The sequence below is a fragment of the Parafilimonas sp. genome, from assembly GCF_051953455.1.
Taxonomy (GTDB): Bacteria; Bacteroidota; Bacteroidia; order Chitinophagales; family Chitinophagaceae; genus Parafilimonas.
The window spans coordinates 128,709-155,574 of the sequence record NZ_JBQCIT010000014.1 but is presented as its reverse complement, the minus strand read 5'-3'; the positions used below and the strand labels follow the sequence as shown (position 1 = coordinate 155,574).

General features: G+C 39.6%; 23 protein-coding genes. 19 read left to right on the top strand and 4 right to left on the bottom strand.

The window, feature by feature from the left end; genetic code table 11:
• Positions 1-44: 44 nt before the first annotated feature.
• The 3 genes from glyA to ACTHN6_RS05375 all read left to right on the top strand — a co-directional run bounded on the left by glyA (position 45) and on the right by ACTHN6_RS05375 (position 2,193).
• On the top strand, positions 45-1,325 hold the full coding sequence (glyA, locus tag ACTHN6_RS05385) for a serine hydroxymethyltransferase (protein WP_440434698.1): 1,281 nt from the start codon (positions 45-47) through the stop codon (positions 1,323-1,325).
• 195 nt (positions 1,326-1,520) lie between these two features.
• Positions 1,521-1,880, top strand: a complete 360-nt coding sequence (locus ACTHN6_RS05380; protein ID WP_440434697.1) for a SnoaL-like domain-containing protein — start codon at positions 1,521-1,523, stop codon at positions 1,878-1,880.
• Between the two features lie 22 nt (positions 1,881-1,902).
• A complete protein-coding gene (locus tag ACTHN6_RS05375; RefSeq protein WP_440434696.1) occupies positions 1,903-2,193 on the top strand; it encodes a YciI family protein in 291 nt (96 codons plus the stop codon).
• A 4-nt stretch (positions 2,194-2,197) separates the two neighbouring features.
• On the opposite strand, the gene ACTHN6_RS05370 is transcribed toward ACTHN6_RS05375, so the two are convergent.
• Complete coding sequence (locus tag ACTHN6_RS05370; RefSeq protein WP_440434695.1) at positions 2,198-3,034, bottom strand: ThuA domain-containing protein; 837 nt, start codon at positions 3,032-3,034, stop codon at positions 2,198-2,200.
• Positions 3,035-3,057: 23 nt separating this feature from the next.
• Positions 3,058-3,741 (bottom strand): DUF1345 domain-containing protein, encoded by a 684-nt coding sequence (locus tag ACTHN6_RS05365; RefSeq protein ID WP_440434694.1) that lies wholly within the window; start codon positions 3,739-3,741, stop codon positions 3,058-3,060.
• A gap of 200 nt (positions 3,742-3,941) precedes the next feature.
• Between ACTHN6_RS05365 and ACTHN6_RS05360 the strand changes: the two genes are divergently transcribed.
• Positions 3,942-4,556, top strand: coding sequence for a hypothetical protein (locus ACTHN6_RS05360; protein ID WP_440434693.1), 615 nt, complete (start codon positions 3,942-3,944; stop codon positions 4,554-4,556).
• On the opposite strand, the gene ACTHN6_RS05355 is transcribed toward ACTHN6_RS05360, so the two are convergent.
• Entirely contained in the window at positions 4,557-4,913 is a 357-nt protein-coding gene (locus tag ACTHN6_RS05355) for a hypothetical protein (protein ID WP_143075903.1), read from the bottom strand.
• 117 nt (positions 4,914-5,030) lie between these two features.
• Here ACTHN6_RS05355 and ACTHN6_RS05350 point away from each other — a divergent pair, with 117 nt between their 5' ends.
• The 4 genes from ACTHN6_RS05350 to ACTHN6_RS05335 all read left to right on the top strand — a co-directional run bounded on the left by ACTHN6_RS05350 (position 5,031) and on the right by ACTHN6_RS05335 (position 8,529).
• Entirely contained in the window at positions 5,031-6,455 is a 1,425-nt protein-coding gene (locus ACTHN6_RS05350) for a tetratricopeptide repeat protein (RefSeq protein WP_440434692.1), read from the top strand.
• 80 nt (positions 6,456-6,535) lie between these two features.
• Positions 6,536-7,300, top strand: coding sequence for a phosphosulfolactate synthase (locus ACTHN6_RS05345; RefSeq protein ID WP_440434691.1), 765 nt, complete (start codon positions 6,536-6,538; stop codon positions 7,298-7,300).
• 3 nt (positions 7,301-7,303) lie between these two features.
• Positions 7,304-8,035: a shikimate dehydrogenase family protein gene (locus tag ACTHN6_RS05340; RefSeq protein ID WP_440434690.1), complete on the top strand. Its 732-nt coding sequence runs from the start codon at positions 7,304-7,306 to the stop codon at positions 8,033-8,035.
• A 113-nt stretch (positions 8,036-8,148) separates the two neighbouring features.
• The gene (locus ACTHN6_RS05335) at positions 8,149-8,529 is read left to right on the top strand and encodes an START-like domain-containing protein (protein ID WP_440434689.1); all 381 of its coding nucleotides are present in this window, start codon (positions 8,149-8,151) and stop codon (positions 8,527-8,529) included.
• A gap of 97 nt (positions 8,530-8,626) precedes the next feature.
• Here ACTHN6_RS05335 and ACTHN6_RS05330 read toward each other — a convergent pair whose 3' ends face one another.
• Positions 8,627-9,253 carry a hypothetical protein gene (locus tag ACTHN6_RS05330; RefSeq protein WP_440434688.1) on the bottom strand — a complete coding sequence of 209 codons (627 nt, stop codon included), beginning with the start codon at positions 9,251-9,253 and terminating at the stop codon, positions 8,627-8,629.
• A gap of 26 nt (positions 9,254-9,279) precedes the next feature.
• On the opposite strand from ACTHN6_RS05330, the gene ACTHN6_RS05325 reads away from it, so the two are divergent.
• The 11 genes from ACTHN6_RS05325 (at position 9,280) to ACTHN6_RS05275 (ending at position 26,783) form a co-directional block, all read left to right on the top strand.
• A complete protein-coding gene (locus ACTHN6_RS05325; RefSeq protein WP_440434687.1) occupies positions 9,280-10,725 on the top strand; it encodes an LptF/LptG family permease in 1,446 nt (481 codons plus the stop codon).
• A 58-nt stretch (positions 10,726-10,783) separates the two neighbouring features.
• Positions 10,784-11,794: a cation diffusion facilitator family transporter gene (locus tag ACTHN6_RS05320; protein WP_440434686.1), complete on the top strand. Its 1,011-nt coding sequence runs from the start codon at positions 10,784-10,786 to the stop codon at positions 11,792-11,794.
• Between the two features lie 229 nt (positions 11,795-12,023).
• Complete coding sequence (locus ACTHN6_RS05315; protein WP_440434685.1) at positions 12,024-13,184, top strand: Lnb N-terminal periplasmic domain-containing protein; 1,161 nt, start codon at positions 12,024-12,026, stop codon at positions 13,182-13,184.
• Positions 13,185-13,991, top strand: coding sequence for an alpha/beta fold hydrolase (locus ACTHN6_RS05310; protein WP_440434684.1), 807 nt, complete (start codon positions 13,185-13,187; stop codon positions 13,989-13,991). It begins immediately after the preceding gene.
• Positions 13,978-16,614 carry a gliding motility-associated C-terminal domain-containing protein gene (locus tag ACTHN6_RS05305; protein WP_440434683.1) on the top strand — a complete coding sequence of 879 codons (2,637 nt, stop codon included), beginning with the start codon at positions 13,978-13,980 and terminating at the stop codon, positions 16,612-16,614. The genes ACTHN6_RS05310 and ACTHN6_RS05305 overlap by 14 nt, the downstream gene beginning before the upstream one ends.
• 221 nt (positions 16,615-16,835) lie before the next feature.
• Entirely contained in the window at positions 16,836-17,285 is a 450-nt protein-coding gene (locus ACTHN6_RS05300) for a hypothetical protein (RefSeq protein WP_440434682.1), read from the top strand.
• A 90-nt stretch (positions 17,286-17,375) separates the two neighbouring features.
• Positions 17,376-18,326, top strand: coding sequence for a hypothetical protein (locus ACTHN6_RS05295; protein WP_440434681.1), 951 nt, complete (start codon positions 17,376-17,378; stop codon positions 18,324-18,326).
• A gap of 335 nt (positions 18,327-18,661) precedes the next feature.
• Positions 18,662-20,089, top strand: coding sequence for a PP2C family protein-serine/threonine phosphatase (locus tag ACTHN6_RS05290; protein ID WP_440434680.1), 1,428 nt, complete (start codon positions 18,662-18,664; stop codon positions 20,087-20,089).
• Positions 20,086-24,225 carry an FtsW/RodA/SpoVE family cell cycle protein gene (locus tag ACTHN6_RS05285; RefSeq protein WP_440434679.1) on the top strand — a complete coding sequence of 1,380 codons (4,140 nt, stop codon included), beginning with the start codon at positions 20,086-20,088 and terminating at the stop codon, positions 24,223-24,225. The genes ACTHN6_RS05290 and ACTHN6_RS05285 overlap by 4 nt, the downstream gene beginning before the upstream one ends.
• An 11-nt stretch (positions 24,226-24,236) precedes the next feature.
• Positions 24,237-25,007, top strand: coding sequence for an FHA domain-containing protein (locus ACTHN6_RS05280; RefSeq protein ID WP_440434678.1), 771 nt, complete (start codon positions 24,237-24,239; stop codon positions 25,005-25,007).
• A gap of 144 nt (positions 25,008-25,151) precedes the next feature.
• Positions 25,152-26,783, top strand: coding sequence for a protein kinase domain-containing protein (locus ACTHN6_RS05275; protein WP_440434677.1), 1,632 nt, complete (start codon positions 25,152-25,154; stop codon positions 26,781-26,783).
• The last annotated feature ends 83 nt before the right edge of the window (positions 26,784-26,866 follow it).

Below are 26,866 nucleotides of genomic sequence, written 5' to 3'. Positions count from 1 at the left end.
TATTTTTTTGAACAGTTACTTTTGCGCCAAATTGAATTAAAGCCATGCAAAAAGATACAGCCGTATTTTCTCTCATTCAGAAAGAGCTCGAACGCCAGCGCCGCGGCATAGAATTAATAGCCAGTGAAAATTTTACCAGCTTGCAAACCATGCAGGCCATGGGCAATGTAATGACGAATAAATATGCTGAAGGCTATCCCGGCCGTCGTTATTATGGTGGCTGTGAAGTAGTGGATGAAAGTGAGCAGCTTGCTATCGACCGGCTTAAACAAATCTTTGATCTTGAATATGCCAATGTGCAGCCGCATAGCGGTGCACAGGCCAATGCAGCGGTTATGCTGGCTGTATTGCAGCCGGGCGACCCGATTCTCGGGCTTGATTTAAGCATGGGCGGCCACCTTACGCATGGTTCGGCCGTAAACTTTAGCGGTAAACTGTATGAACCGGATTTTTATGGCGTGGGCAGAGAAACCGGTACGGTGGATTATGAAATGCTGGAAACAAAAGCCCGTGAAGTAAAACCTAAATTGATTGTTTGCGGCGCCAGTGCCTACAGCCGGGATTGGGATTATGCCCGCATCCGCAAAGTGGCCGATGAAGTAGGTGCGCTGGTTATGGCTGATATTGCGCATCCTGCCGGCTTAATTGCAAAGAAATTATTGAACGATCCGTTCGATCATTGTCATATCGTTACCTCCACCACCCACAAAACATTACGGGGGCCACGCGGTGGTATTGTAATGCTGCGCAAAGATTTTGAAAATCCATTTGGTATCAAAGATCCCAAAGGCAATATCCGCATGATGAGCAGCCTGCTCGACCTGGCCGTTTTTCCCGGCACACAGGGCGGCCCGCTGGAACATATTATAGCGGCAAAAGCCGTGGCATTTGGTGAAATACTTACCGATGAATTTACGGTATATGCAAAGCAGATTATTACGAACGCGCAGGCAATGTCAAAAGCTTTCAATGAGAAAGGATATAAAAGCATAAGCGATGGCACCGATAACCATTTACTGTTGCTCGACCTTCGCAATAAAAATATTTCCGGTAAGAAAGCAGAGCAGGTGTTAGGCAAAGCCGATATTACTGTAAATAAAAATATGGTACCATTTGATGATAAGAGCGCCTTTGTAACATCAGGTATTCGCGTGGGCGTGCCGGCTGTAACCACACGCGGCATGAAAGAAGAACACATGCAGTTTATTGTTGACAGTATCGATGCCGCTTTAATGAATGCTGATGATGAGGCTTATCTTTCATCACTTAGAGGCAAAGTGAATGAATTTATGTCGCAGTTTCCTTTGTATCCTGAATTAGGATAAAAGCTTCGCTTTTTGTTTTGAGGTTACCGGCAACAGTATTTATAGCATCGGGGTTGCGTCGCATCACTTCGGCAACATATTTTCATGGGAGCGATGCCGGCTTTCACTGGCTCCAAGCTTACTATAGAACATTTTTGGCATTATAATTTATGTTAGTAGTAAAATACTTTTATTGTTAACCTGAAAATTTAATGTATGATTACAAAAGAAGTCGCTGACCGCCTTGTTGAACTTTGCCGTAAAGGTGATTTTGATACAGCCCAGTCTGAATTATTTGCTGATGATGCGGTAAGCATAGAACCTTATGCTACACCGGATTTTGCAAAAGAAACGAAAGGTAAAAAAGCCTTAAAAGAAAAATCAGAGAAATTTAATTCTATGGTGGCTTCAATGCATGGGATTGAAGTTTCGGAACCATTGGTGGCCGGTAATTCATTTGCGTGTACCCTGCGCATGCATGTAACCATGAAAGAAAAAGGGGATATGGATATGGAAGAGTTATGTGTTTATAAAGTGAAGGATGGAAAAATTACAGAAGAGCAATTCTATCTGTAAATTGGCAGGTAAATTTTTTACTATGCCTCAGTTTTTAATTCTTGCTAAAGATTATACAGATGCCAATGCTTTGCAGAGGCGGCTTTCTGTTCGTGAAACCCATTTGAAAAGAATGCGTGTGGAAAAAGCGGAAGGCCGCTTTATTGTTGGCGGCGCCAAACTGGATAAAGAAGGTAATATGCATGGTTCCATGTTAGTAGTGCAGCTTGAAAATGAGGACGCGGTAAAACGATGGATTAATGAAGACCCTTATATTACGGGCAAAGTATGGGAGCACGTTGAAATATTACCTTTTAAAATTGCAGAGGTTTGAAATTTTAATTACTTCTTCCCATCCAGAGAATAGTGTTAATAATAAACATGTTTTGCATTTCGCTTGAAAGGGTTGAAGATAGCTGTGCATTGGTGCCATGCTCATAATCCATATCGTTGTGGCCCATATTTATGTACACCATTTTATAGTTGGTATTTGTCCACGCAACAGGATAATAACCGCTATGCCATATCTCATTTAATTTGGGGCCGGTGCCCAAAGGAAAGCTGGTTGTATCAATAGCCAGCAGGATTTTTATATTCTTGTTTTTTCGGATATCATTCTCCCAGCTATACCATTCATTGGGAGCCGATTTAAATTTTTCAGGTAACCCTTTTGTTGAAAGGGAACCCGCATCTTCTACCCGTAATATGGCTGATGTGGGCCGCCATGTATTGGATTTGTATTCGCCGGCGCCAATAAACTCATTATGATACCAGTTCCAGTTTTGCGGATAATCTGAAGGCGTTAATGCAAAACCCGAAAAATGAAAACCTATCCATCCGCCACCGTTTTTCATATATTGTTCAAAAGCCAGCCGCTGCAACGAATCTTCGGGCCTGGTATCTAAAAACATTACAACTTTATATTGTTTTAAAAATGCAATATTCAGTTTGCTCCAGTCGCTGGTTGAATCGTAAATAAAGCCATATTGTTTTGCCATTTTAGGAAACCATTTGTTTGCCTCATGCACAAAACTTATATGGGCAAGATCGTGCTTTGCCGTATAAAAAGCTATTACTTTAAAGCTTGTATCATTTTTCTGCGCATTGACATTCATCAGCGAAAAACAAACAGAAAAAAAAATAATTATGATTGATCTGGCGCCTGGTAATTTCATATATGCCTTGAATTAAAGAAGATCTATTTTGAGAGCCCTGCTATAAGATTAATAGTAAGTGCCACAACAAAAGTGTTGAGTGCAAACGATAACAAGCCATGAAACAATACGATGCGCCTTATTTTGGGCGATGATACCTCTACATCAGAAACCTGGAAAGTGCAGCCAATTACAAAAGAAAAATAGGCAAAATCGAGATAGTTAGGTTTGGCATTTCCCGGAAATTCAAGCCCTGTGGCATCTTTGCCCGGGTTGTTTTCGTCATCATCATAATATCTATGTGCGTAGTGAAAAGTGTAAATAGAGTGCACCATTATCCAGGAAAGCATCATTCCGCTTATAGCTGCGGGTAAGTAAAGGATATCTGTTTCTGAACTGTTTTGCTGCGAAAGCATAAGCAGCAAAACAGTAAACATACTGGCCAGCGACGAAATCACTATCAGTATAAATACAAAAATAGCGCTGCCATCATCTTTCGTTGCCAATTTTTTTATTTGCGGAACAGATCTTTTTGCAATAACTATCCAGCTTAATATAAGGTAGCATAATGCAAATGCATCCCACATAAGCGTTATCTTTATGAGCGATGATGTTTTCTTTAAAATAAAAAAGGCAACAAAGCTTACGATTAAACTAATTGCAATCCTTTGTAAAGGGTGCATCCGTAAAAGATAACTATCGGAATCTTTCTCTTTTTTTGACTGCATATTTTTTATAGTTAGAAAATGGTTGAGTTAATAAAAAATGTTATGATTTTCATAATCAATTTTACCTTGGCTCAAACAACTTCTTAAGCTGAAGGTAAAATTAAATGTTATGCTCTTTAAAATGTACCTAATATCCGGGCGCAGGCAATCACCTTTAAATATTGCGTGTTAAATTGCATGTATAAGATGATCTTATTTAGATGAAAAGAATAGCCATCATAATTCCTGCATTATTTTTTTATATGGTTTCGCTTGCGCAAAGCCAGAAAATAATTTCTGATTGCACCATTTTATATTCAATAAACAGCTCCGGTTCGGAACACAGGGATATGGGATCGAAAACACTTTATATTAAAGGAAAACAAATGCGGGTTGACCTTGCGGGTAAAGCTTTTAAGCAAACATTCTTTTATAACAACAACACTGGCAATGCTACTGTTTTAAAAGAAATAGGCGCATCAAAATATATTGCTCAATACAATGCGGCGGAATGGAAAAAATTAAATCATATATATGACAGCATCAGGGTTGAATTAAAAGACTCGGTAAAAAATATTCTCGGTTATAATTGCAGGCAGGCAGTCCTTACTTTAAAAAACGGCAAAGTTTACACGGCTTATTATGTGCCGGGATTAATTCCATCGGTTATGGAAATGCCTTTTGAAGCTAAAAATATACCTGGTCTTGTACTTGAATATGAATCAACCGGCAGAGATAATGAAAACATTATTTACGCAGCACAGAAAATTGATTTCAAGCCTGTAATTACACACCTGTTTGATATACCTAAGACCGGTTACAGAATTTTACACTGATTAATGTGTGCCAGGGCGGGAAGGCGTTTTGAAAAAAGGTGTTTTCACCTTGTATTTGTATGGATAAACATAAGCGGTGTTTCCGTGCTCCATACGTATCATTGACTGGCCTTCAACAGAATTTAAAGAATTTATCTGGTAAAGGTTTGAAGATCCTTTATATTGGAATTGGGAAAGCCTGAAACTTGGATAAGCAGTATTTTTTAAAGTGGTCCGGGTAAAATTTTTAAGACTTAAGTCCGTAGTATCGCCTTTTTTCCTGCTTTTATTATTATCTACAAAAGAGGCAAATGCCTGTACGCTGAAAGCGAAAGCAAGCAGCAGCATTAGTCTTTTTGGAGATAAAATTTGTTTCATGGCGCAAATATACAACTTTAACACGAAATATACTTTTCTATAACGTAAATAATAATCTTTTGTTACAGAAATTGGAAAATATACTATCATTTTTTAATTTTCCGCAACATCACGCCTATGCATGACCGTCCTTTCCGTGGAAATACAGATGAAATTGATGATTTGATCAGGCAATATGAAGATTTACGGGCCGGCAGAAAATCTTCTTTCCTTGAGGAAGAATCCTTCGAAATCCTCATAGAATATTTTAATGAGAAAAACAGCTTTCATAAAGCGCTTGAAATAACGGAAACAGCGCTTGATTATTTTCCCTACTCCGGTGATCTTTTTGTACGAAAAGCAGATTTGCTGGTGGCCATTCACAATTATACCGCGGCGCTTGAAGCCCTTAAACAGGCTGAATTCTATGATCACGATAACATAGATATATACATCCTGAAAACTGATGCTTACCTGGCACTGGATTTACCTCAAAAAGCCGCCTCTTTGCTGGAAGAAGCTTTGTTGATTTTTGAAGGCGATGACCGCCTTGACCTTTTATTTGAATTGGCTGATGTATACGATGATTACGAGGATTTTGATAAAGTGTTTGATTGTCTTGTATTGATACTCAGGCAGGAACCGGCCAATGAAGAAGCGCTGTATAAAATTTGTTTCTGGACAGATTTTACAGGCCGCAATGAAGAGAGCATAAAACTGCACCAGGAAATAATTGAAGATCACCCTTATTCCGAACTGGCATGGTTTAATCTCGGCTCAGCTTACCAGGGATTGAAGCTGTATGAAAAAGCCATTGATGCTTACCAGTATGCAGTTGCCATAAATGATAAATTTGATTATGCCTATCGTAATATGGGCGATGCCTATATAAGGCTGCGCAGGTATAAAGATGCGATAGAAGTGCTTGAAAAAGTGGGTGAAATTACGAGGCCGGAAGATGTAATTTTTGAGGCCATCGGGCACTGCTATCATAAACTTGGAAAATTTGCATCGGCCCGCTTTAATTACCGCAAAGCGAGCCATATAAATACAGGCGACAGTAAACTTCAATATAAAATTGCCCTTACATACATTAACGAAAAAAAATGGGATAAGGCCATTGTGCATCTTGAAAATGCATTGCGTATTCATAAAAACGTTCCGGAATACAACCTGGCCATGGGCCAGTGCGTGCTCCAGCTCGAAAATTATAAAGATGCTGTGCATTATTTCAGCATGGTAGTAAGAAGCCGCCCTAAAAATGTACGCGGCTGGAAAGCGCTTATTACCTGCCTTTATCAATCGGAATATTTTGAAGAAGCGATTCAGCAATGCGTTACAGCATTAAAACTTACAGAAGGCAAACCGTTAATCCACTATTTATACAGCGCGATTTTATTTGCGGCCGGCAAACAAAAAGAAGCATTGGTACAACTGGAAGCCGGCCTTAAGCAATCGCCGGGGCTTGTAAAGAGCTTTGTAGAGCTTAATCCATCCATACTTCAAAATTCTTTTGTGGTGGATTTGCTGGCACGTTACAGGAAATCAAAACGCAAAAAATAAGTTGCTTTTTCCTTACATATCATAATAATACCTCATAATAATACCTCATACCCTTATTTTTGCGGCCCAAATAAGTTTGCATGAATTTTAATCTTACTCAAATTCCGGAGAGGAACCAGAAGCCCCGTGCAAGTGGAATAACAATGGTGATGGATAAAGGGCTTAGTATTGAGGAGGCAAAGAATTTTTTAAGTATTGCTCATCCCCATGTTGATATTTTAAAGCTTGGTTTTGGAACAGCCTTCGTTACGCCCAACCTTCGGGAAAAAATAGAAGTCTATCAATCTTTTGATATACCGGTTTACTTTGGAGGCACTTTATTCGAAGCCTTTCTCATTCGCAACCAGTTTAATGATTACATAGAAATGTGTAAGAATTATAAAATTGCTTATATGGAAGTAAGCGACGGTTCCATCACCATACCGCATGCTGAAAAATGTGGTTATATAGAAAAGCTTGCAAAGCATGGAACGGTGTTAAGCGAAGTTGGCTCCAAAGACGAAACCAACATTTTTCCACCTTATAAATGGATTGAACTGATGCGGGCAGAACTTGACGCCGGCTCTGCTTACGTAATTGCAGAAGCAAGGGAGGCCGGCAATGTAGGCTTATACCGCGGCACCGGCGAAGTAAGGCAGGGGCTGGTTCAGGAAATCCTCACACAAATTCCGGCGGAAAAAATTATATGGGAAGCGCCTCAAAAATCGCAGCAGTTATATTTTCTCGAACTGCTGGGCGCTAACGTAAACCTTGGTAATATTGCTCCCACAGAGGTTATACCACTGGAAGCCATGCGGGTGGGTTTAAGAGGTGATAGTTTTCATTTGTTTTTGAATAAAAACTAAACCATGCGGCAATTTGGCCTGATCGGGTTCCCGCTTTCGCATTCCTTCTCTCAAAAATATTTTACAGAAAAGTTTTTGAAGGAAAACATCAGCGATGCCGAATTCCTTAATTTTTCCATTCCCGATGTTACAGCTATTGAAACCATTTTTCGTGATCATCCTTTATTGCAGGGCTTGGCCGTAACCATTCCTTACAAAAAATCTGTTATTCCTTATCTAAACAGCGTTAATGATGCTGTTAAAGAAACGTCTGCCTGCAATTGCATTAAAATAAGGGGTGCAATAAAAACAGGTTTTAATACTGATATAATTGGTTTTGAAAAATCGTTTGTGAAGCAGTTAAAGCCGCATCACAAAAAGGCGCTGATATTAGGCACAGGCGGCGCTTCTGCAGCCATACAATATGTATTAAAGAAGCTTAATATTGAATATTTGTTGGTTTCAAGAAATGAATCCTTAAGAGCAATTGCCTACAGTGATATTTCTCCTGTAATGTTTCTTGAATTCAATATTATCATTAACTGTACGCCGCTTGGCACTTATCCCGACACGGAAAAAGCACCTTTATTGCCTTATAGTTTATTAACGCCGGAACATTACCTGTACGACCTTGTTTATAACCCGCCGCTAACCAAATTTTTACAGTATGGAAAAGAAGCGGGCTGTACCATTAAAAACGGTTATGAAATGCTTGAATTACAGGCAGAAGAAAACTGGAGAATCTGGAATAGTTGAATAGCCGTATCACAAGTTTAAAACAGTTATGAAAGAGTTTGTAAAAAAATTTTTGCGCTAATAATAATTTAATATTATTGCAAACTCTGAGAAGCACAAATTAAAGTTGCATCATGCCAAAAAAACAAATTTTTACCCTCGAATATCCCGTAAGGTGCTCGCCAGGTATCCTGTATGGTTTTCTTTCTACACCGGCCGGGCTAGGCGAATGGTTTGCTGATAAAGTTGATGAAAGGGATAATGTATTTATTTTTTCATGGAACGGCGCTATTGAAAAAGCTGAGGTAGTAGACTCTGAGCTTGATAAGTTCATACGTTTTCACTGGCTTGCCGCGCCAAAAGATGAATATTTTGAATTTAAGATTGAGAAAACGGAAATCACCAATCAAACTATACTGGTTATAAAAGATTTTGCTGAGAAGAATGAAATAAAAGACCAAACCCAGCTTTGGGAATACCAGGTTAAAGAGCTTTTTCACCGGCTGGGTAATTAACCCCCGCGCTTTCTTACTGAAAGAAATACTTATTCAACAAAATAATATACAGTGTTCAATTTGTAAACCTTTGCAAATTGAGTATTGAGTGTGGTGTTTAGCCCTCAGGAAAGTGCGATGCTGAACCTTTTACCAGCATTTCAATAAACTCCCTGTATTGCTTTTTGAAAAATATTTCAGCATCATTCCAGTTATTTAACGGGAGCCGGGCGGCTATCTTTAAAAACTCCTTTTCAAGTATTGCTGCTGAAGAAATAGCTTTAAAAGGTTTGTAATTTGATTCTTCAAAATGATGCTCCCACTGCGATGCACTTACACAAATAAAATATGCCTCGTGCTGTTTATCTTTTATGAATTGTGATAATACAGTTTTATATTGTTTAAAAAATTTTCCGGAGAGCTGAAGCGTTATACTGAAATAATTTCCCCACCAGAAAAAACATCTTATGGCAAATGCATCGTTTTTATTAAAAAACCTGGGATAATCCATCATTACATAAGGTAAATACAAATAATTCTCTCCTTTATAAATTTTGGGCGACGATAAATGCGCTTCAGCCGGCAGCGAATTTGAAAAGTTGTTTAATGTTTTTCTGAAATCTTCACTCAATAAGCCAAATAAATCATACACTTTTTGTATAATTCTATTCTTTGTTAAAATAAATTCGCTGTTTACAACCAGTTCTAATTCCTTTTTTGAAAGCTCTACATTTGTAGCGGGCATAAGCATATTTTAAAAGTTATTGCAAAGTGTTGAAAAAACTTGACATACTTATTGTTAAAGCATTTATCGGCCCTTTCATTGCCACCTTTCTTATTTCATTATTTGTATTGGTGATGCAATTTTTCTGGCTGTACATTGATGACCTCGTGGGCAAAGGGCTCGACGTGTTCACTATTTTAAAACTCATAAGTTATGTGGCGGCAACCGCCGTTCCGCTTGCATTACCGCTTGCATTGCTGCTTTCATCTATAATGACGTTTGGCAATCTCGGCGAAAGCTTTGAACTCGTCGCTATAAAATCCGCAGGTATCCCGCTGCTGCGGTTTATGGCGCCTTTGCTTATTGTTGCCATACTCATAAGCGGTGTGGCTTTTTTATTTGCCAATAATATTATACCTGTCGTAAATCTTAAACTGAATGCTTTAAAATATGATATCATTGTTACCAAGCCGGCGCTGGATATTAAAGAAGGTGTTTTTTATGATAAGATAGAAGGTTTTGTAATTAAGGTTGGTAAAAAGGAAAAGGACGACAGCACCATTCACAACGTTGTTATTTATGAAAAGAGTTACGGCCCGCAGGATCAATTCCTGGTTGCCAACAGTGGCGTGATGAAGGTGACGCCGGATAAACGCTTTCTTCAATTTACGTTGCATGATGGATGGAACTACCAGGAAAACGGAAGCCGGTATAGTACCAATACAGATTATATAAGAATGGGCTTTAAAGATTACCAGAAAGATTTTGATTTAAGCAGTTTTCAAATGAACAGAACAGAAGACAGCCTGTTTAAATGGGACCCGAAAATGCTTACGGTTCATCAGCTTAATTTATCTATTGACTCCATTTCAAAACTGAGAGATTCGAATATAAACCGTTTGAAATCGCAGTTGCAGCCCGTTCTTGTTTTTTATAAATACCGCGACAGCGCCTGGGTGCTGCCCGATTCATTAAAGAATAAATCAATAAAAAATATTCGTTCTATCATTCCCGACAGCATGGCATCAACCGTGTATGACAGGTCATTTTCATCCATAAATTCGGTAAAGGGGTTTGTTGATATTGCGCAGAGCGAATACAGCGACAGGCAAAACCTGCTGCGTAAAAACCGCGTGGAATGGAACCGCAAATTCAGTTTGTCCTTTGCCTGTATTGTGCTCTTTATGATTGGCGCGCCGCTTGGCTCCATTATCAGGAAAGGCGGCCTCGGTTCACCGCTTGTGTTTGCCGTTATCTTCTTTGTGTTATTTCATTTGCTGAACACTTTCGGCGAAAAATTTGCAAAGCAGGGTGTTACCAGCGCAGCTTTCGGAATGTGGCTTTCCGCTATTATACTAGTGCCTGTTGGCGTATTTTTAACTTCAAAGGCCATGAGAGATTCGCAGTTGTTTAATAAAGAGTTTTATTTCAGGTTTTTTAAAAAATTTAAGTCAATGACAGGGAGAGCAAAAACCAAATCTGAAATTGATTAACTGTATTTATAATGAAACTTATTTCGGGCATCAGTTTTTAAAATTTCAATAAAGGCAATTGCATACAGCACAACAAAATTTCAGGGTTCAAAAATGGATTACGGCTTTATCTGTAATACTTTTTGTAGTAAAGATTATCGCCTATTATTTTACAAATTCGCTGGCAGTGCTTTCTGATGCGCTTGAAAGCATTGTAAATGTCATAGCAGGCTTTATTGGGTTGTACAGTTTATATGTTGCTGCAAAGCCTAAAGATGCCGATCATCCTTACGGGCATGGAAAAGCTGAATTTGTTTCTGCTGCGGCTGAAGGAACATTGATTGTTGCATCCGGCATACTTATTCTTTACGAAGCTGCTGTAAATTTTATACAAAACAGGCCGCTTGAAAAACTTGATACCGGTTTATGGCTGATTGCCCTTACCGCCATATTGAATTTTATTGCCGGTTTTATTTGTGTAAGAATAGGCAGGCGCAACAGTTCGCATGCCTTACAGGCAAGCGGAAGGCATTTAATAATTGATACCTGGTCAACGCTTGCTATTATTGCAACGCTTGTAATTATTTTATTCACGAAGTTTTATTGGCTTGATAAAATAGTTGCCTGTGTTATTGCCTTCGCAATTATCTTTAACGGCTATAATATTGTACGCAGGTCGCTGGCCGGAATAATGGATGAAGCCGATACAAAATTATTGCGGCGCATGGTGCGGTTGCTTAATGAAAAGAGAAGGCCAAACTGGATTGATATACATAACCTGCGCATTATAAAATATGGCAGCGTATTGCATATTGATTGCCATCTTACCCTTCCTTTTTATTTAAATGTGCTGGAAGCACACGATGAAGTAGTGGCGCTGGAAAATTTAATTATTTCAGAATTTGGCGACCAGGTTGAAATGTTCGTTCATACGGATGGAAGTTACCCGGTAAGCTGCGCCGTTATATTTAATGAAAAAGAAAAAACAGCCTGTCCGGGTTCCAGGCCGGATAAAGAATGGAAACTGGAAAATATCATGAAGAACGAACGGTTTGGGCTGTCGCAGATAGAAGTTGATATTGCCAGCTGAGTTTATTATGGCTAATATTATTTATAAACCGTACCTGCTTATTTTGTTTTATATGAAACCGGACATAACAAAATTTTTGATGCACAGAAAGGTAAATATGTGAGGTTCCATACGGCAAATAAAAAATCAAAAAATATTCGGATGAAACGCTATGCAAAATATTTTTTCACATAGGAAGAATGTACACCAGGGCGTTCCATTGAGACAATTAAAAAACAAATATGTACGAATGAAATGTTTTATTCTTGGCATTTTCCTGTTTTGTATTTCACCGTGGCTCAATGCTCAAAATAATAGCACGCATACGCGCATAAGTGTTATTACCTGCGGGCCGGGCAACGAATTATATTCTTTATTCGGCCATACTGCATTGCGCATAATTGATAGCGTAAATCATACTGATGTTGTGTATAACTGGGGTGGCTTTACTTTTGATCAGCCTAACTTTTATTTAAAATTTATGCGCGGCAAGCTGCTGTATTATTCTTCTGCCGATGCATTCCCGGAATTCATGTATGAATATATTTATGAACATCGCAGCGTTTATGAACAGGAATTGAAAATAGACAGCGCATCAAAACAAAACATTATTAACGCTGTTAACTTCAACATGCAGGGCAATAACCGTTTTTATAAATATGATTTCCTGCTTGATAACTGCACAACAAGGGTAAAGGATATTGTTTTAAAGAATATACAGGGTGATACTATACACAACAGAATTGTTCCTGCAGGTACCACTTCCAGAGACCTGATACATTACTATCTAGATAGGGGCGGGCAACACTGGACTAAGGTTGGCATAGACATTTTGCTTGGCGGGAGAGTTGACCAGATTGTTTCAAATGATGAAGCGATGTTTATGCCCGAGTTTTTTATGAAAGGCCTTGCCATTGCTTCTGATGAAGGCGTTTATATAGCAAGAGATGCAACCGTTTTATTAAAAGGTGAAAACGGAGACGGATCGTCAGGTAAATACATTCCGCTTATTGTGCTTGCCATAATTTCGGTGGCGCTTTTTATTGTTTCAAAACTTAATGCAAATTGGGCAAAAAGGCTAACAAGCTTTGCTGATGCTTTACTGCTTTATATAACCGGCCTTATAGGCTTGCTTTTATTGTTCATGTGGTTTGCCACAGATCATACCGTTTGCAAAAACAATATAAATTTAGTTTGGGCCCTGCCTTTCAACCTTCCCGTTGCTTTTTGCCTCATTAAAAAACCTTCCTGGCTGAGCAACTATTTTTTTATTGTGGCCGTTATTACAGCAGTATTTATTGCCACATGGTTCTGGGTGCCGCAGCAGTTAAATATTGCATTATTACCTGTGGTAATTTTACTGTTAAACAGGTATATAAATCTTTCCAATAAGTATCGTAAGGTGATTTAAATGATAAAGACCATTACGTGTAAAAATACTGCTTTATCGTATTATGTTTTCGGTAAAGGTTTCCCCGTTGTATTGTTACATGGTTTTGCAGAAACCTACGCTATATGGAAAAATCAATCCGGGTTTCTGAAAAATTATTACAAACTGATAGTACCCGATTTGCCGGGCTCAGGCGCATCCGGGCTATTTGAAACCGGTAAGAATAATTTAAGCATTGACGAACTTGCAGACAGCATTCATTCAATAATAATAAATGAAAACATTGGGCATTGCATAATGCTTGGCCACAGTATGGGCGGGTACATTACACTTTCTTATGCTGAAAAATATGCTCATACATTAAAAGCATTTGGCCTTATACATTCAACTGCTTATGCAGATAGTGAAGAAAAAAAACAAATCCGCAAACGTGGTATTGAAATGATGGAAGCTTATGGCAGCTATGCTTTTCTTAAAACCACCACTCCTAATTTATTTACCACCGGCTTTAAAGAAACACATGCGCATATAGTAAAAGAATTAATAGAAGAAAGCCGGCATTTTAAAAAAGAAAACCTGCAGCAATATTACTACGCCATGATGAAGCGCACAGACAAAACAAGGGTGCTTAAGAATGCCGGGTTACCGGTTTTATTTGTTGCCGGAACAGAAGACGCTGCCGCCCCTTTAAACGATGTATTAAAACAGGTGCATGAACCTGAAATTGCATACATTCACATTATGAATAATATGGCACACCAAAGCTTGCTTGAAGTGCCTGTAGAGTTAAACAGGATATTGAAGAATTTTATAGATGAGACTTCCTGAAAATTTAAATATTTTAAAGATTTTGTTTGTACTGATAATGCTTTTATCAGCTCAGATATCTTATGCAGACCATCTTAAAGGTGGCTGGATGAAATATACATTTATGAGTAAAACAGGCAGCACGCTTAATTACAGGGTTTCTTTCTATCAGTATTCAGATTGCGGCCAGCGCGAAAAGGTGGATGCCGGTATTTACATGGCGGTGTTTGCTGCAAATTCGTCACAGCCAACAATGGTTAAATATGTTCCCCAGGCCACTTTAACCACTGAGTCAAAAAATGATTTCGGGCCTTGTTTTCAAAACCCTCCGTTTGTATGCTATCTCGTGGCAGAATATACAACCACCATCAGTGTCCCTGAAAATGAAGACGGTTATACGCTTTCGGTGCAACGTTGCTGCCGCATTGCGGGCATTGCAAATGTGCCTGTTTCAAATAGTTTTGGATTAACTTATACAATTACAATTCCCGGGGGAAGCAGCAGCAACGATAACAGCCCTGTTTTTAGTTTTAATGATGCATCGGCCATTTGTGTCGGCTCTCCTTTTTCCTTCGATTTTTCGGCAAAGGATATTGATGGGGATGAACTTGTTTATTCATTATGCAGCGGTATAACCGGTGGCACGCAGTTTGAACCCGTAGTGGAAAACCCTGCACCGCCACCATACAGATCTGTCTCTTATACTCCTCCTTATTCCGGTGCCCAGCCGCTTGGTGCAAATGTTTCAATTGATCCTGAAACAGGCATACTTTCAGGCATAGCTCCTGATAAAACGGGTACCTATGTTGCGGCTGTTTGCATTGATGAATATAGGAATGGCAAGTATATAGGCCATACGAGAAAGGAACTGCATTTGGAAGTGTCCAATTGCAAACTTGGCGGCGCCCAACTGGACCCATCATATATAACCTGTGATGGCTATGATTTTACGTTTGTAAACAAGGCAGGTAATAATCCTAATTATACCTATTCCTGGGATTTTGGTGTTACAACGCTTACTTCTGATACTTCATCTAACATACAGCCAACCTATATTTATCCCGATACTGGTGTTTATACGGTAAGATTAAAAGCCCAGAATAATGCAGGATGCGAGGATTCTGCCAAAGCAGAAGTAAAAATATTCCCCGGTTTTAAAACGGATTTTTCTATTGATGGAAGCTGCATTTTTAATCCATACAACTTTAAAGATCTTACCACAACAAAGTATGGATTTGTTGATTCCTGGAAATGGTATTTTGGAGATGAAATCAATGACGGTGGCGGTTTTATTCCACCTGGAGATACGATTCAGTATCCTACGCATAAATATGCCGACACCGGCCAGAAAACCATCACCTTAATTACAACCAATTCAAAAGGTTGTATTGATACCGCTACAAAAGTGCTGCCCGTTAATACGGGCCCTGATGTTGCCATGGGTTTCAGGGATACGCTTATCTGCAGCATTGATACGCTTCGGTTAAATGCCTCTTCCTCCACCACCGGCGCCGCTTTTAACTGGCTGCCGGCTTATAACCTGATCGGGTCAAATACAGCGAAGCCTTATGTATATCCCAAACAAACAACTAAGTATAATCTTACAGTAAGCTATAAAGGATGTGTGGCTGAAGATTCGGTTACTGTAAATGTTATTGATAAAGTATTGCTGGAATTGCCCGCCGATACAGCTATTTGTAAAACAGACAGCATACAGCTCACACCAGCCACCAACGCGCTTTATTTTTCATGGACGCCGGCACAGGGCTTAAGCAGCGACACCGCAAAAGCACCTGTTGCAGTTCCGTTAGCAAATACAAAATATGCTGTTACCGCTTCTGTTGGAAAATGCAAGGCAACAGATGCAATTAATGTGACGGTAGTGCCTTATCCTTCAGCAGAAGCGGGTGATGATATAAGTATATGTTATGGCACTACCACTCAGTTGCACGCTAATATAGAGGGTTCCAGCTTTTCGTGGACGCCGGTTAGCTCACTGGTGAATTCGCGCAGTTTGTCACCGCTTGCCGGGCCGCAGTCAACAACCACATATATATTATCGGTTACAGATACAATTGGCTGTCCCAAACCTGTAAGTGATTCTGTTGTGGTATCGGTTATTCCAAGAGTGATGGCAGATGCGGGTAATGATACTGTTATTGTACGGCAACAACCATTGCAGCTTGAGGCTAAAGGAGGCACCAATTATCAATGGATGCCTGCTTCCGGTTTAAGCGATGCATTTATAGCCAATCCTGTTGCAACGTTTACCGACGGCCCCGATACGGTTTCATACAAAGTAAAAGTAAGCACGCCCGAAGGTTGTTTCAGCTATGATAGCCTAAAAATCTACATTTTTGAAACAGACCCGCAGGTATTTATACCAACAGCTTTTTCACCTAATGGCGATGGTATAAATGATGTTTATAAAATAACGGCCGCCGGTATGAAACAGTTTTCTTATTTCAGGATTTATAACCGCTGGGGACAGTTGTTGTTTAATACCGGTACGCCAAACAAAGGCTGGGATGGAACCTATAACGGCAACAAGCAGCCAAGCGGCACATATGTTTATGTTGTGGAAGCAACTGACTATAACAATAAACCTTATTTAAAAAGAGGCACTTTTGTTTTGATACGGTGAGTTTCGCCAAAGTAAGTCATGAAAATGTAGAGGTAAAAACATTCACGTTCAAGTTTAACAGCTCAGGCTTCCATAAATTAAATTTCTTCTAACAATTCTTTTATCTTCTTCATATAAGTATTTCTTATAATTTTCGTTTTAGTGGAATAATCTTTGAGTAAACAGTTGACTGGTTAAGTAGTTAAGTCAATGGTTTGGTGAGAAAAACAAAAATTATACGAGTGAAACAACCTGCAATATTGTTTTGTTTTTTTGTTGTTTTTAGTTTGATAATCTGTTCATGCAATAGTGTTTTGCAGAAAGATTACGAGTTCTATTATTACCCCGAAAAGAACACTTATTATGATGTTGTAAATAAAGAATATATCTATTCTTTAGACGGCGGCCAAACCTGGGATTCCTTATTTGTAGCTTCAGAAAACGAGCCTGCCACACTTGGCACCAAACGTATTTTGCATAGCAAACAGCATAGCATCTGGCTTGATAATGCGGAACATATTCAACAATATAATGGCCGTGCCGTAAATGTGCTGGCAAGTGATACAACTGCTTCAAACCAGGCCCTTGTAGCAGAGCGTAAAATAAAAAAAGCAGTAAATACATCATCCCAAAAAAAAGAGCCTGAAAAAAAGCCCGGCTTTTTTAAAAGGCTTTTCGGTAAGAAAAAATAAAAATTAGTGAAACCGGGCATGATAATTTTCCCCAACAATGGGATGTACATAGCGGGGTTTCATAAGACAACTAAAAATAAATAGGTACGGATGAAAACAACTTCTTTCTGGCAACGTATGGGTTTTCACGAATGGTTTTTGAAACGTGAAGCCATTTATGATATAAAACAAGCGCCGCCGCTTACCGCTGATGATGTATATAAATACATTATTCAAAAATTTGAAGAATCTATAAAAGAGTTGTCGTTTGCCAATCGCATTGTTTTTTTTCATGAATACATTGTATGTTTTAACGAAGAGGATTATAATCAGTTCACACAAAACAAAAAAGGCATTTTCGGGTTGATCGTCCAGGAATGTGTAAAACAGTTTTACAATATTCTTGAACGGTATAACAATGAAGGAAAAGTTGTAGCGCCCGCTTCCAATAAATGGGTGTTTCGTTTTGCAGCCCATCCTGAATATTTGCGTGGCGATAAAAGCGTTATCGGTAAACTCATGCCGGGCAGTATTCATCAAAAAAAAGAAAGTTTACGGGTAACTTTTATACCAAGACAAACAGGCATTGCAGAAACTTTTGATGTGAACCCTGAATTGCTTGACGGCTTTATTTTTTACAGTGATGGTTATTATGAAATTGCTTACGACCAGCATTTCAGCATGAATGCCAAAGCTGTACAAAACAGTGAGGCGAGATTGCTTGCAAGGTTTGAAACTATTGTGCCCGATAAAGAATTTGCCGGCAAAAAAATTGAATATTATATGCGGGAACCAGATATTCTTATTTCAGGTAAAGATGAAGCCGCAGATAAGGAAGATGTTTTTCGCATACCCTCGGAATGGGTGAATACGCCGCATTTACGGGTACGGTTTAATAATGATGATCATAAATTTTACCTGGCTTCCTTTGGTGAGAAAACATTGGTAAATGAAAATGAAGTGGTGGCAAGCGATGCAAACAACCCGGTTTGGGTGCCGCTGCCACTTAATTCGCGCATTGTGCTGAATGGTATTGTGGGCGTGAATATTTTTAAATCATGATGGTGTAACGCGGTCAGACACTTCAAAAGCGTCAGACCAGTATCAAGGCTCATCTTTTCTGCCGGAACAGAAGTATGTTAGAAACAATTAGTAATAATGAACAGGAAGCCGTAGCTGTCAATTATGCAGCACAAGGGATTGGCACCTGCCTGGCGGCAGGCAGGCAACCGGGATAAGTAAAGTTAATTAGCGGTAACAAAAAAATAATCGCATAAACTTTCAAAAAATATAAACATCACTCATGTTAAATATCATTCTTTCATCATCGCTGTTTTTGGCTTGCCTGCTGTTGCTGGCGGCTAATTTTCGCGATGTAAAAAAAACGCACAGGAACGATGGCTGATAATTTTTACGGCAATACAGATACAGGTAAAATGCGCGACAATAATGAAGATAACTTCATTGCGCAGAAGATTGTAAATGGTAAATACATTATCGGCTGTGTTATTGATGGCGTTGGCGGCTATGAGGGCGGAGAAATTGCTGCGGCGCTTACGCGTACAACTATTCTGAATACATTAAAAAATGCATCGGGTGATGTAATTCATCTGCTGAAAAACGCATTAACGGCAGCAAACACAAAGATTTTTGAAAAGAAACAAAAAAGCGATAAGTATAACCAAATGGCCTGTGTGGTTTCGCTTGCGCTGATTGATATTAATGATAATAAATTTTATTATGCGCATGTTGGTGATACAAGGTTGTATCTTTTTCGCGATAACTCGCTGGTAAAAGTTACACACGACCATTCTTTTGTTGGCTTCCTGGAAGAGAGCGGCCGGTTAACTGAAGAAGCTGCCATGAGCCATCCCAAACGCAATGAAATAAATAAGGCACTTGGCTTTGATGAAGTAAAGTTTTCGGAAGCCGATTATATTGATACAGGCGAATCTCCTTTTTTACCCGGCGATACTTTATTGTTATGCAGCGATGGTTTATATGATATGATCAATAGCCGGACTATTGCCGGCATTTTAAGTTCGCCGCAAACACTGAAACAAAAGTCTGCCGCATTAATTGATGCAGCAAACCTTGCAGGCGGAAAAGATAATATAACGGTTGTTTTAATTCAGAACGATAAATCGCCTTCACAATATGAGGCTACAAAACCTGTTGTGAAAAAGGTGGAGCCTGAAGAAGAAATTATTGAACCGCAACAGGTAGAACATATTCAAAAAGAAATTGTAGTGAAGAAAAGCGGCGGTGCTTTTATTCGTTTTCTTGTTGTGCTTTGTTTATTGCTGGCGGCTGCACTCGCATGGTTTGTTTATAAAGATTATTTCAAAAGTGCTAATGCTGCTATTGTTGTAGCCGATTCTCCGGCAACCAAAAGAAACAGCCAGGTTATAAAATTATCAGACAGTATTATAAATTCAACATCAAATATTATCTCACTAAGAAATCTTTTTGGCAATAATCCCAGGGTTGTAATAAATGATTCGCTGCTCATCAAATCTGATACATTAATCATACACGGCAATAATGCTTTGCTTGTTGCCGATTCAAGTTATAATGATGCTGCTTTTATCTTCTTCCCGCAATGCAAGTATGTGCTGCTTGACAGCATAACATTTGAAAATTTTAATACAGCATTTATTGCCCGTGGTACTGCTGTGCATTTAAAAGATGTGCGGTTTAAGAATTGTGTTGTTCCTGTTGCTTATGCTGTTGGTTTACCTGCTGATACGCGTCTATCCGGCGTTATTTCAGACAGCGCTTTATTAAAAATTGATTCAGCTAAAACTATTGTACACGAAAGATGAGTGCACCGGCAAAACAGGATATAAACAGGAATACGGAAAGGATTTTCTTACTGCTTTTAAGTGCGGTGATGGTTGTGCTTTTTTATAAAATGTACCTGGTAATAAATGCGGGCTTTAAGGAAGTGCCGGAACGTTTGAAGAACGGCACAATGATTAACCTGAACGATGTGCATTATGCCAGGAATATGAAAACACTGCTGCAGAAAGGCCGCTATTTCAGCGATGAGAAGGATATAAATTTAATCAGTTCCACTTTTGAGAAAGCGAGACTTGCCGACAGCGCGTCCATCGATAACATTGGAGATCTTAATAAGAAACAATACAGCGTGTTTGCTGAAACAGCACTGGCGCAGGGCGGAGAATCGTTTAAACGAAGAGTGCAGGGCGAAAGGATTGCATTAGGCATAACTGAAGAGGAAACAGCATTGTTTGCATTACAGCAAAAAAATCCTTCAGCTATTAGCAGCGTAAACGATTTGCATGCAGGCAGCCATAGCATCAGCGGCTCCATACACGAAGCTGGTATTGCTGTGCCAAACGTTATTGTGCGCCTGCAATTGATTTTGCCGCAGGATAGTTTATACAGCAATAATGTGGAGGAAGTTGACAGTATGCTGCAGCAAAATACGATCACTGTAAAAAAATTGTATGCGGTTGATTCATTAAACAATAAGCAACTGCAATCGCTCACGGCATACGTACAAACAGATGCGCAGGGTAATTTTTCTTTTAGAAACCTTCCGGATGATAAAACCTATAAGGTATTGCCGCTGCAAATGAATTATGCTTTCGGTTATTCGCAGGGAATAGAAAAGTTGGATCATGATGCATCTTTTAATTTTTATCGTTCACCGCACCGCTTAAGACTTTTTTCAACAAAAGATTTCAGTTCGCTTAAAAAAGAAAAAGCATTTATTGTAAGAACGCCCGATGAAGTAATGCAATGGTTTTGGATAATTTCTGTTTCTTTTATTGCAGGCTTCCTGTTGCTGCATTTGGTGATGAGTTTGTGGTTTAAAAATGCAGACCAGTTGATACTTCCGGCCATAATGGTGATTACCGGCTTATCGTTTATAACATTGTTCAGCCTTCAGGATCCTTTGCGGGACTGGTTTTTAGCGAAGAACACAATTGGGTATTTTATTGCCGGCATTATTGGAATAATCCTGTTGTTATTATTCGATTTAAAGCGTTTTACAACAGATTCAAAACTCTACCGCTTATTTGTTTTCAGCAAGATGAAACTTGCTTCAAATGGCTGGCCCTGGGCTATTATTGCGTCCGGTTTATTGGCTTTGACATTGATGTTTGGAACCGGCCCTGAAGGCAGTGGCGTTAAAGTAAATCTCTTCGGTTTTCAGCCGAGCGAAATTGTAAAATTTGTTATTGTATTTTTTCTTGCAGGATTCTTTGCCACTAACGAAAAATTTATTTCCTCTTATTTTACATGGACAAAACGCAGCCGCTTTTTTGCCTTTGCATTAATTGCTATTCTTGCCACCATACTTCTTTTTTTAATGCTGGGAGATTTAGGCCCTGCAATGGTTTGCTGTTTTGCCTTTATCATTTTATTCTCTTTTTCAAGAGGCGATTTTTCTCACATGGCAATATCAGTATTGTTTTATGTGCTGGCTGTTTGGTTGTTAGATAATGTGTTGACTGCAACCGTTGTTACGGCTGTATTTTTTGTTATTTATACATTGGTTGTCACAAAAAAATTAAGCGAATCCTCTGTAATGGCGCTGGTAGTTATTGCCGCATTTTTATTGCTGGATAAGATACCGTTGATCGCAGAATATTTTCCCGGCCCGATGGAAAGATTAATTGACCGCAAAGCCATCTGGCAGGATCCGTGGAATAATGAAGTATTCGGCGGCGACCAGATTGCAAACGGCATCTGGGCCATGTCGGGCGGCGGCATTACAGGACAGGGCGCCGGTGAAGGTTTTGCCAAAACAATTCCCGAAGCGCATACAGATATGATTTTGCCTGCAATGGGAGAGGAGTTTGGCCTTGCGGGTATTATCAGTGTTTTTATTGTATTCTTTATTTACCTGCACCGCTCCATTGTTATTGGCCGGCATTCAGGAAGACCATTTTTATTTTATATATGTGCGGGTATTGGTATTGCTACATTCATTCAGTTCTTGCTGATTGCAGGAGGGTCAGTCGGCGCCTTGCCTTTATCGGGTGTAGCCTTGCCGTTTATGAGCTATGGCGGCTCATCATTAATAGCAAACATGCTGGCTGCCGGATTTTTATTGTCTGCATCAACGGTGCAGGGTTCACCTGTACAAATGAAATTTGTATCACGGCAACAGGACAGGAATCTTATGCCTGCATTGATTGCGGCCTGCGCCGGAATTATATTGCTGAGTGTGAGTGTAACGAAATACATTCTCGGCAATGCAAAATGGATTGTGCAGCCGGCGTTGGTTGCCGACAGGAGTGGTGCAAGGATGTTTAGCTATAACCCGCGTATCAGCATTTTAATGAACAGGCTGCAGGCTGGTAATTTGCTTGACAGGAACGGCCGCATATTGGCAACAAGCCACCAGGATTTAATTAACACCCAACGCGATTCATTGCTGGCATTAAATATTCCGGAAGAAGATATTAATGCGATGTTTTACAAACGCCAGGATCGTTATTATCCATTTGGGGCACAAATGTTTTTCTGGACAGGTGATGCCAATACAAATATTTTTAACGGGGCATCTAACGGTTATTTTGCTGAATACAGCGAAGCGGCCGAAATGCGCGGCTTTCCTATTCCTAAAAACAGTTTTTCTGTAAGTGCCACACGTTATCACGAACAACGTTTTCTTCCCGAAACTTCAACGGAGATGAGTGTGGAAAAGAAAGATTACAGTGCATTGGCGCCAATGTTATTGGCCGGTATAAACAGCGCCGCCGTTGATTCATTTAAAAACAGAAACCGTGACGTTCATCTAACACTCGATGCCGCACTGCAAACAAGGATACAGCAATCATTGGCGGCTGACGATTCACTCGTAAACAATCGTGTTTCAGTTGTTGTGATGGAAGATAAGACCGGCGATGTGCTGGCTTCAGCCAATTATCCTTTACCGCCTGTGAATGACTGGGACCTGCTTAACCTTACACCGCAACAGCAAAACGCATTGCCAGGATGGATAACAGATAATGATATTGGTTTCACCATCGCATCGCAACCGGGCTCAACAGCCAAGCTTGTTACAGCGCTTGCAGCTTTTAATAAATTAGGCCTCGCTGCATCAAAAAAGATCATCAAGGTATATCCTGCTGATCTCATAAGAACAAAAGGCTACGAACCTGATGAAGCAGGTAATATAAATATTGAACGCGCTATTGTAAGATCAAATAATTCATTCTTTATCCGGCTTGCCAATGAATCGCAGTTGCAGGAATATATGGGCGATCTCTATTTAAAATCCGGCATGTTTTTGCATGGTGTTGGCGGTTATTATTATGATTATGATATGAACAATAAAAAGCAGCAGGAAGAATGGAAGGAGCTTTGGCGCAAAACAGAATTTACAAGCCTGAAAAGCTATAATCCATCTAACATTAAAAGAACACGCGGTAAAGGCATTTCAGGCATGGCATGGGGACAGGGCGAATTAATTGCAACACCCGCTTCCGTTGCACGCATTGCTTCCGGTATTGCCAACAACGGCACGATGATGCAAAGCCGTTATGTTTTAAAAGTGAGCGGGCAGCAAACAAAACTGTTGCCGGGCATTGAGTTAACAAGCGATTCTGCCTCAAAGCTGATGACGAAATATATGATTGAACAAAGCCTTCCAAAAATTTGGCATTTGGGAATAAGTGTTGCCGGTAAAACAGGAACGCCGGAGCGTATTGTAAAAAATGAAAGGGTAAATGATGGCTTGTATGTTTTCTTTGCGCCTAATCCAAAAGACAGCGGTCACATTGTTGTGTGTGTGCGCATTGAAAGTTGCCAGGGCTCAAGCGTAGCCGTTAAACTGGCGGGTAAACATGTGGTTCCTATATTGGAAGAAATGGGTTATATAAAAGGTTTTGGCGATGAGAAAAAGAAACCGGAAAAGGTTGTTGCCAATAAACAGCTTGCTGCCAACCGCAATCAGTCAACTGCAAATAATCAACAATAAATAATGATAACATGCTTAGCTTTTTAAAAAAAGATAAACAGCCCAAAGATGTAAAAACATTGAGGAGCGACCTGCTTGATTTTATTAAAGATCAATTAAAAAAAGCAGAAGGAGAAGGCGCTGATATTAAAGGCATGCATTTATATATCAACTGCAATGCACAGGATAAATTTTTATATGACAGCGCTGTGTATATAAATAACACGGATCAGTTTAAAGAAGAAGTGCAGCGCATAGCCGATGATTTTGATATCGGCCTTCATGCTGGCTGGCAGTTCCAGGTTTTTTGCGATGAAGAAGTGCCGCCGGAAGCCATTCAATCTAAAGATCTTGATGCAGCTTTATTTATATCAACCAAACAAAAACCAACCATCAGGCGTGAAGCAGTTGCTTATTTAAAAATATTGAATGGTGAGGCAGAACAAGCTGTCTACATACTTAAATCATCAGGCAAAAAAATCAATATTGGCCGTGAAAAAAATGTACAGGTTTCCGATGGTTACCTGCGCCAGAACCAGGTGGCTTTTCTTGACAGCAGCAATAATAAAAGCAATAAATCAGTCAGCCGCCAGCATGCGCATATTGAATGGAATGAAGAACTTGGCGCGTTTTTTTTATATGCAGATGAGGGCGGTATTCCGCCTGCCAATAAAGTGAAAGTGAAGCCTGAAAAAGGTGCGGAGATAAAACTCATCACCACGGAAGTCGGCTATCATTTAAAAGAAGGCGACCAGATAATTTTGGGAGAATCAGCATTACTGGAATTTAGTTATTTGGAATAATGAAGAATATATTTACGCGAAATCAGAGACTTCGCAGCGCAGTACGTCAGAGGCTTCAAAGCGTCAGACCGGTAGCAACACGCTGAAGTATTATTATCAATAAATAAAAACCGTTCTAGTAAAAGATATTATACAAATACATTAATGAGTAAAGTTTTTACCATAACATCCGGGCTGGAAACAATGGGTGCCCTTAAAACCGGTGGCCAGGGTTCTGTTTACAAAGGCAGGCGAATGGGCGAAATTATCACCGCCATCAAACTGTTGCCTACACCTATTTACAGCGAAACCGCCGATGATAAAAACTTTACACATTTTCAGAATGAGGTTCAGAAATTAAAGAAAGTAAATGAGCAGCCTAATCCAAATGTGGTAAAGCTCGTTAGTTCGGGTATAACAGAAACAGGCAATTTTCCATACATAGAAATGGAGTTTATTGAAGGTCCTGACCTGGAAGAATTACTAAAGCCGCCACATGATCCTGTTTTTACCATAAAAGAATGTTTAAAGGTGGCAGAACAGTTGTCCGGTGCATTGGCGCATTGTCATCGCTTTAATGTAAAACATGGCGATATTAAAAGCAACAATATAAAATTTAATAAAGGTACAGGCAATTACGTGCTGCTTGATTTTGGTTTGGCAATCATGAGTGATGAAGACCGGCGCACGAGCCTTCGCCATGCAGGCGCAATAGAGTTTATGGCGCCCGAACAGAATGAAGGCCGCATGTTATTTGAAACAGATGTGTATAGTTTTGGTGTGGTGATGTTTGAACTGCTGGCGGGCGTTGTTCCTTTTCCATTAAAAGATAAAGGCGAAACATCACGCAATGCCGTAATGCTGGCACACATGGAAGCAACGCCGCCCAATATTTTTGCCTTACGTGGAAAAGCATTGCCGGAAAGCTGGAGTGCGGAAAAAAGAGAAAGCGAAATGCTGATACCGGAATGGCTGTTTACCATGGTTTACCGTTGCCTTGAAAAAAAGCCGGAAAGCCGTTTTGCAAGTGGCATGGCGCTGCATGAATTTGTTCTAAAGAACAGTGTTTCCTTTGCAAAAGGTGAAGCTTCGGGCCAGTTAAGATTATTGCAGCAGGAAAACAGGAAGCTGATTGAAGAGAACAGGAATCTTCAAAACGAATTACAACAATTCCGTTCGGGCAAAATAACGGTCGCCACTTATCAAAATGCTTCAGGTGAAAATGTAATCATACAAAGAAAGAAAAGCAGCGCTCCTAAAGTTTTCCTGTGGATATTGGCAGGTTTATTTGTTGCGGCAATTTTTATTTACGCTATTCAGTTAAATAATAAGAATAGTATAATAAATAATAATGCAAAGAATGTGCTTTCTGATTCTTTTTTGCATGTAACAACTGAACAACAGCAACAGCTTAACAATGCGAGGGATTTATTAAAAGCCAATAGTAAAGATGCAGCGCTTGATATTTACCAGAATCTATCAGAGCAGGGAATTGCGCAGGCAATGTTTCAATACGCCAACCTTGCATTGCAGGGCAAGAATGAAAGGCTTGATTGTAATGAGGCTTTTGAAATGCTTACCAAAGCAAGCGATAAAAATTATCTTCCGGCCAAAACAACACTGGGTTTTTTATACGCATTTGCTAACGATGAAGCCACTTTAAAACAACTGAATTATTACAACCGCTGCGTATTTCCACTTAATATTACCAAAGGCGCCGATCTTCTGATGCAATCAACGGTGCAGGGCGATGTTACTGCAGAACAATGGTTGGATAAGCTGGATAAGAAAAACTGATAGTACAGACAATTTCCGGTAAACCAATTGCAGGAATTATAGCATGCCTTTATTCCTCCGAGAAAATTTATTTTGTTAGATTT

Coding starts and splice junctions, on each gene's coding strand:
- glyA (WP_440434698.1), top strand. CDS start 45: ATGCAAAAAGATACAGCCGTATTTTCTCTCATTCAGAAAGAGCTCGAA.
- ACTHN6_RS05380 (WP_440434697.1), top strand. CDS start 1,521: ATGATTACAAAAGAAGTCGCTGACCGCCTTGTTGAACTTTGCCGTAAA.
- ACTHN6_RS05375 (WP_440434696.1), top strand. CDS start 1,903: ATGCCTCAGTTTTTAATTCTTGCTAAAGATTATACAGATGCCAATGCT.
- ACTHN6_RS05370 (WP_440434695.1), bottom strand. CDS start 3,034: ATGAAATTACCAGGCGCCAGATCAATCATAATTATTTTTTTTTCTGTT.
- ACTHN6_RS05365 (WP_440434694.1), bottom strand. CDS start 3,741: ATGCAGTCAAAAAAAGAGAAAGATTCCGATAGTTATCTTTTACGGATG.
- ACTHN6_RS05360 (WP_440434693.1), top strand. CDS start 3,942: ATGAAAAGAATAGCCATCATAATTCCTGCATTATTTTTTTATATGGTT.
- ACTHN6_RS05355 (WP_143075903.1), bottom strand. CDS start 4,913: ATGAAACAAATTTTATCTCCAAAAAGACTAATGCTGCTGCTTGCTTTC.
- ACTHN6_RS05350 (WP_440434692.1), top strand. CDS start 5,031: ATGCATGACCGTCCTTTCCGTGGAAATACAGATGAAATTGATGATTTG.
- ACTHN6_RS05345 (WP_440434691.1), top strand. CDS start 6,536: ATGAATTTTAATCTTACTCAAATTCCGGAGAGGAACCAGAAGCCCCGT.
- ACTHN6_RS05340 (WP_440434690.1), top strand. CDS start 7,304: ATGCGGCAATTTGGCCTGATCGGGTTCCCGCTTTCGCATTCCTTCTCT.
- ACTHN6_RS05335 (WP_440434689.1), top strand. CDS start 8,149: ATGCCAAAAAAACAAATTTTTACCCTCGAATATCCCGTAAGGTGCTCG.
- ACTHN6_RS05330 (WP_440434688.1), bottom strand. CDS start 9,253: ATGCCCGCTACAAATGTAGAGCTTTCAAAAAAGGAATTAGAACTGGTT.
- ACTHN6_RS05315 (WP_440434685.1), top strand. CDS start 12,024: ATGAAATGTTTTATTCTTGGCATTTTCCTGTTTTGTATTTCACCGTGG.
- ACTHN6_RS05310 (WP_440434684.1), top strand. CDS start 13,185: ATGATAAAGACCATTACGTGTAAAAATACTGCTTTATCGTATTATGTT.
- ACTHN6_RS05305 (WP_440434683.1), top strand. CDS start 13,978: ATGAGACTTCCTGAAAATTTAAATATTTTAAAGATTTTGTTTGTACTG.
- ACTHN6_RS05295 (WP_440434681.1), top strand. CDS start 17,376: ATGAAAACAACTTCTTTCTGGCAACGTATGGGTTTTCACGAATGGTTT.
- ACTHN6_RS05290 (WP_440434680.1), top strand. CDS start 18,662: ATGGCTGATAATTTTTACGGCAATACAGATACAGGTAAAATGCGCGAC.
- ACTHN6_RS05285 (WP_440434679.1), top strand. CDS start 20,086: ATGAGTGCACCGGCAAAACAGGATATAAACAGGAATACGGAAAGGATT.
- ACTHN6_RS05280 (WP_440434678.1), top strand. CDS start 24,237: ATGCTTAGCTTTTTAAAAAAAGATAAACAGCCCAAAGATGTAAAAACA.
- ACTHN6_RS05275 (WP_440434677.1), top strand. CDS start 25,152: ATGAGTAAAGTTTTTACCATAACATCCGGGCTGGAAACAATGGGTGCC.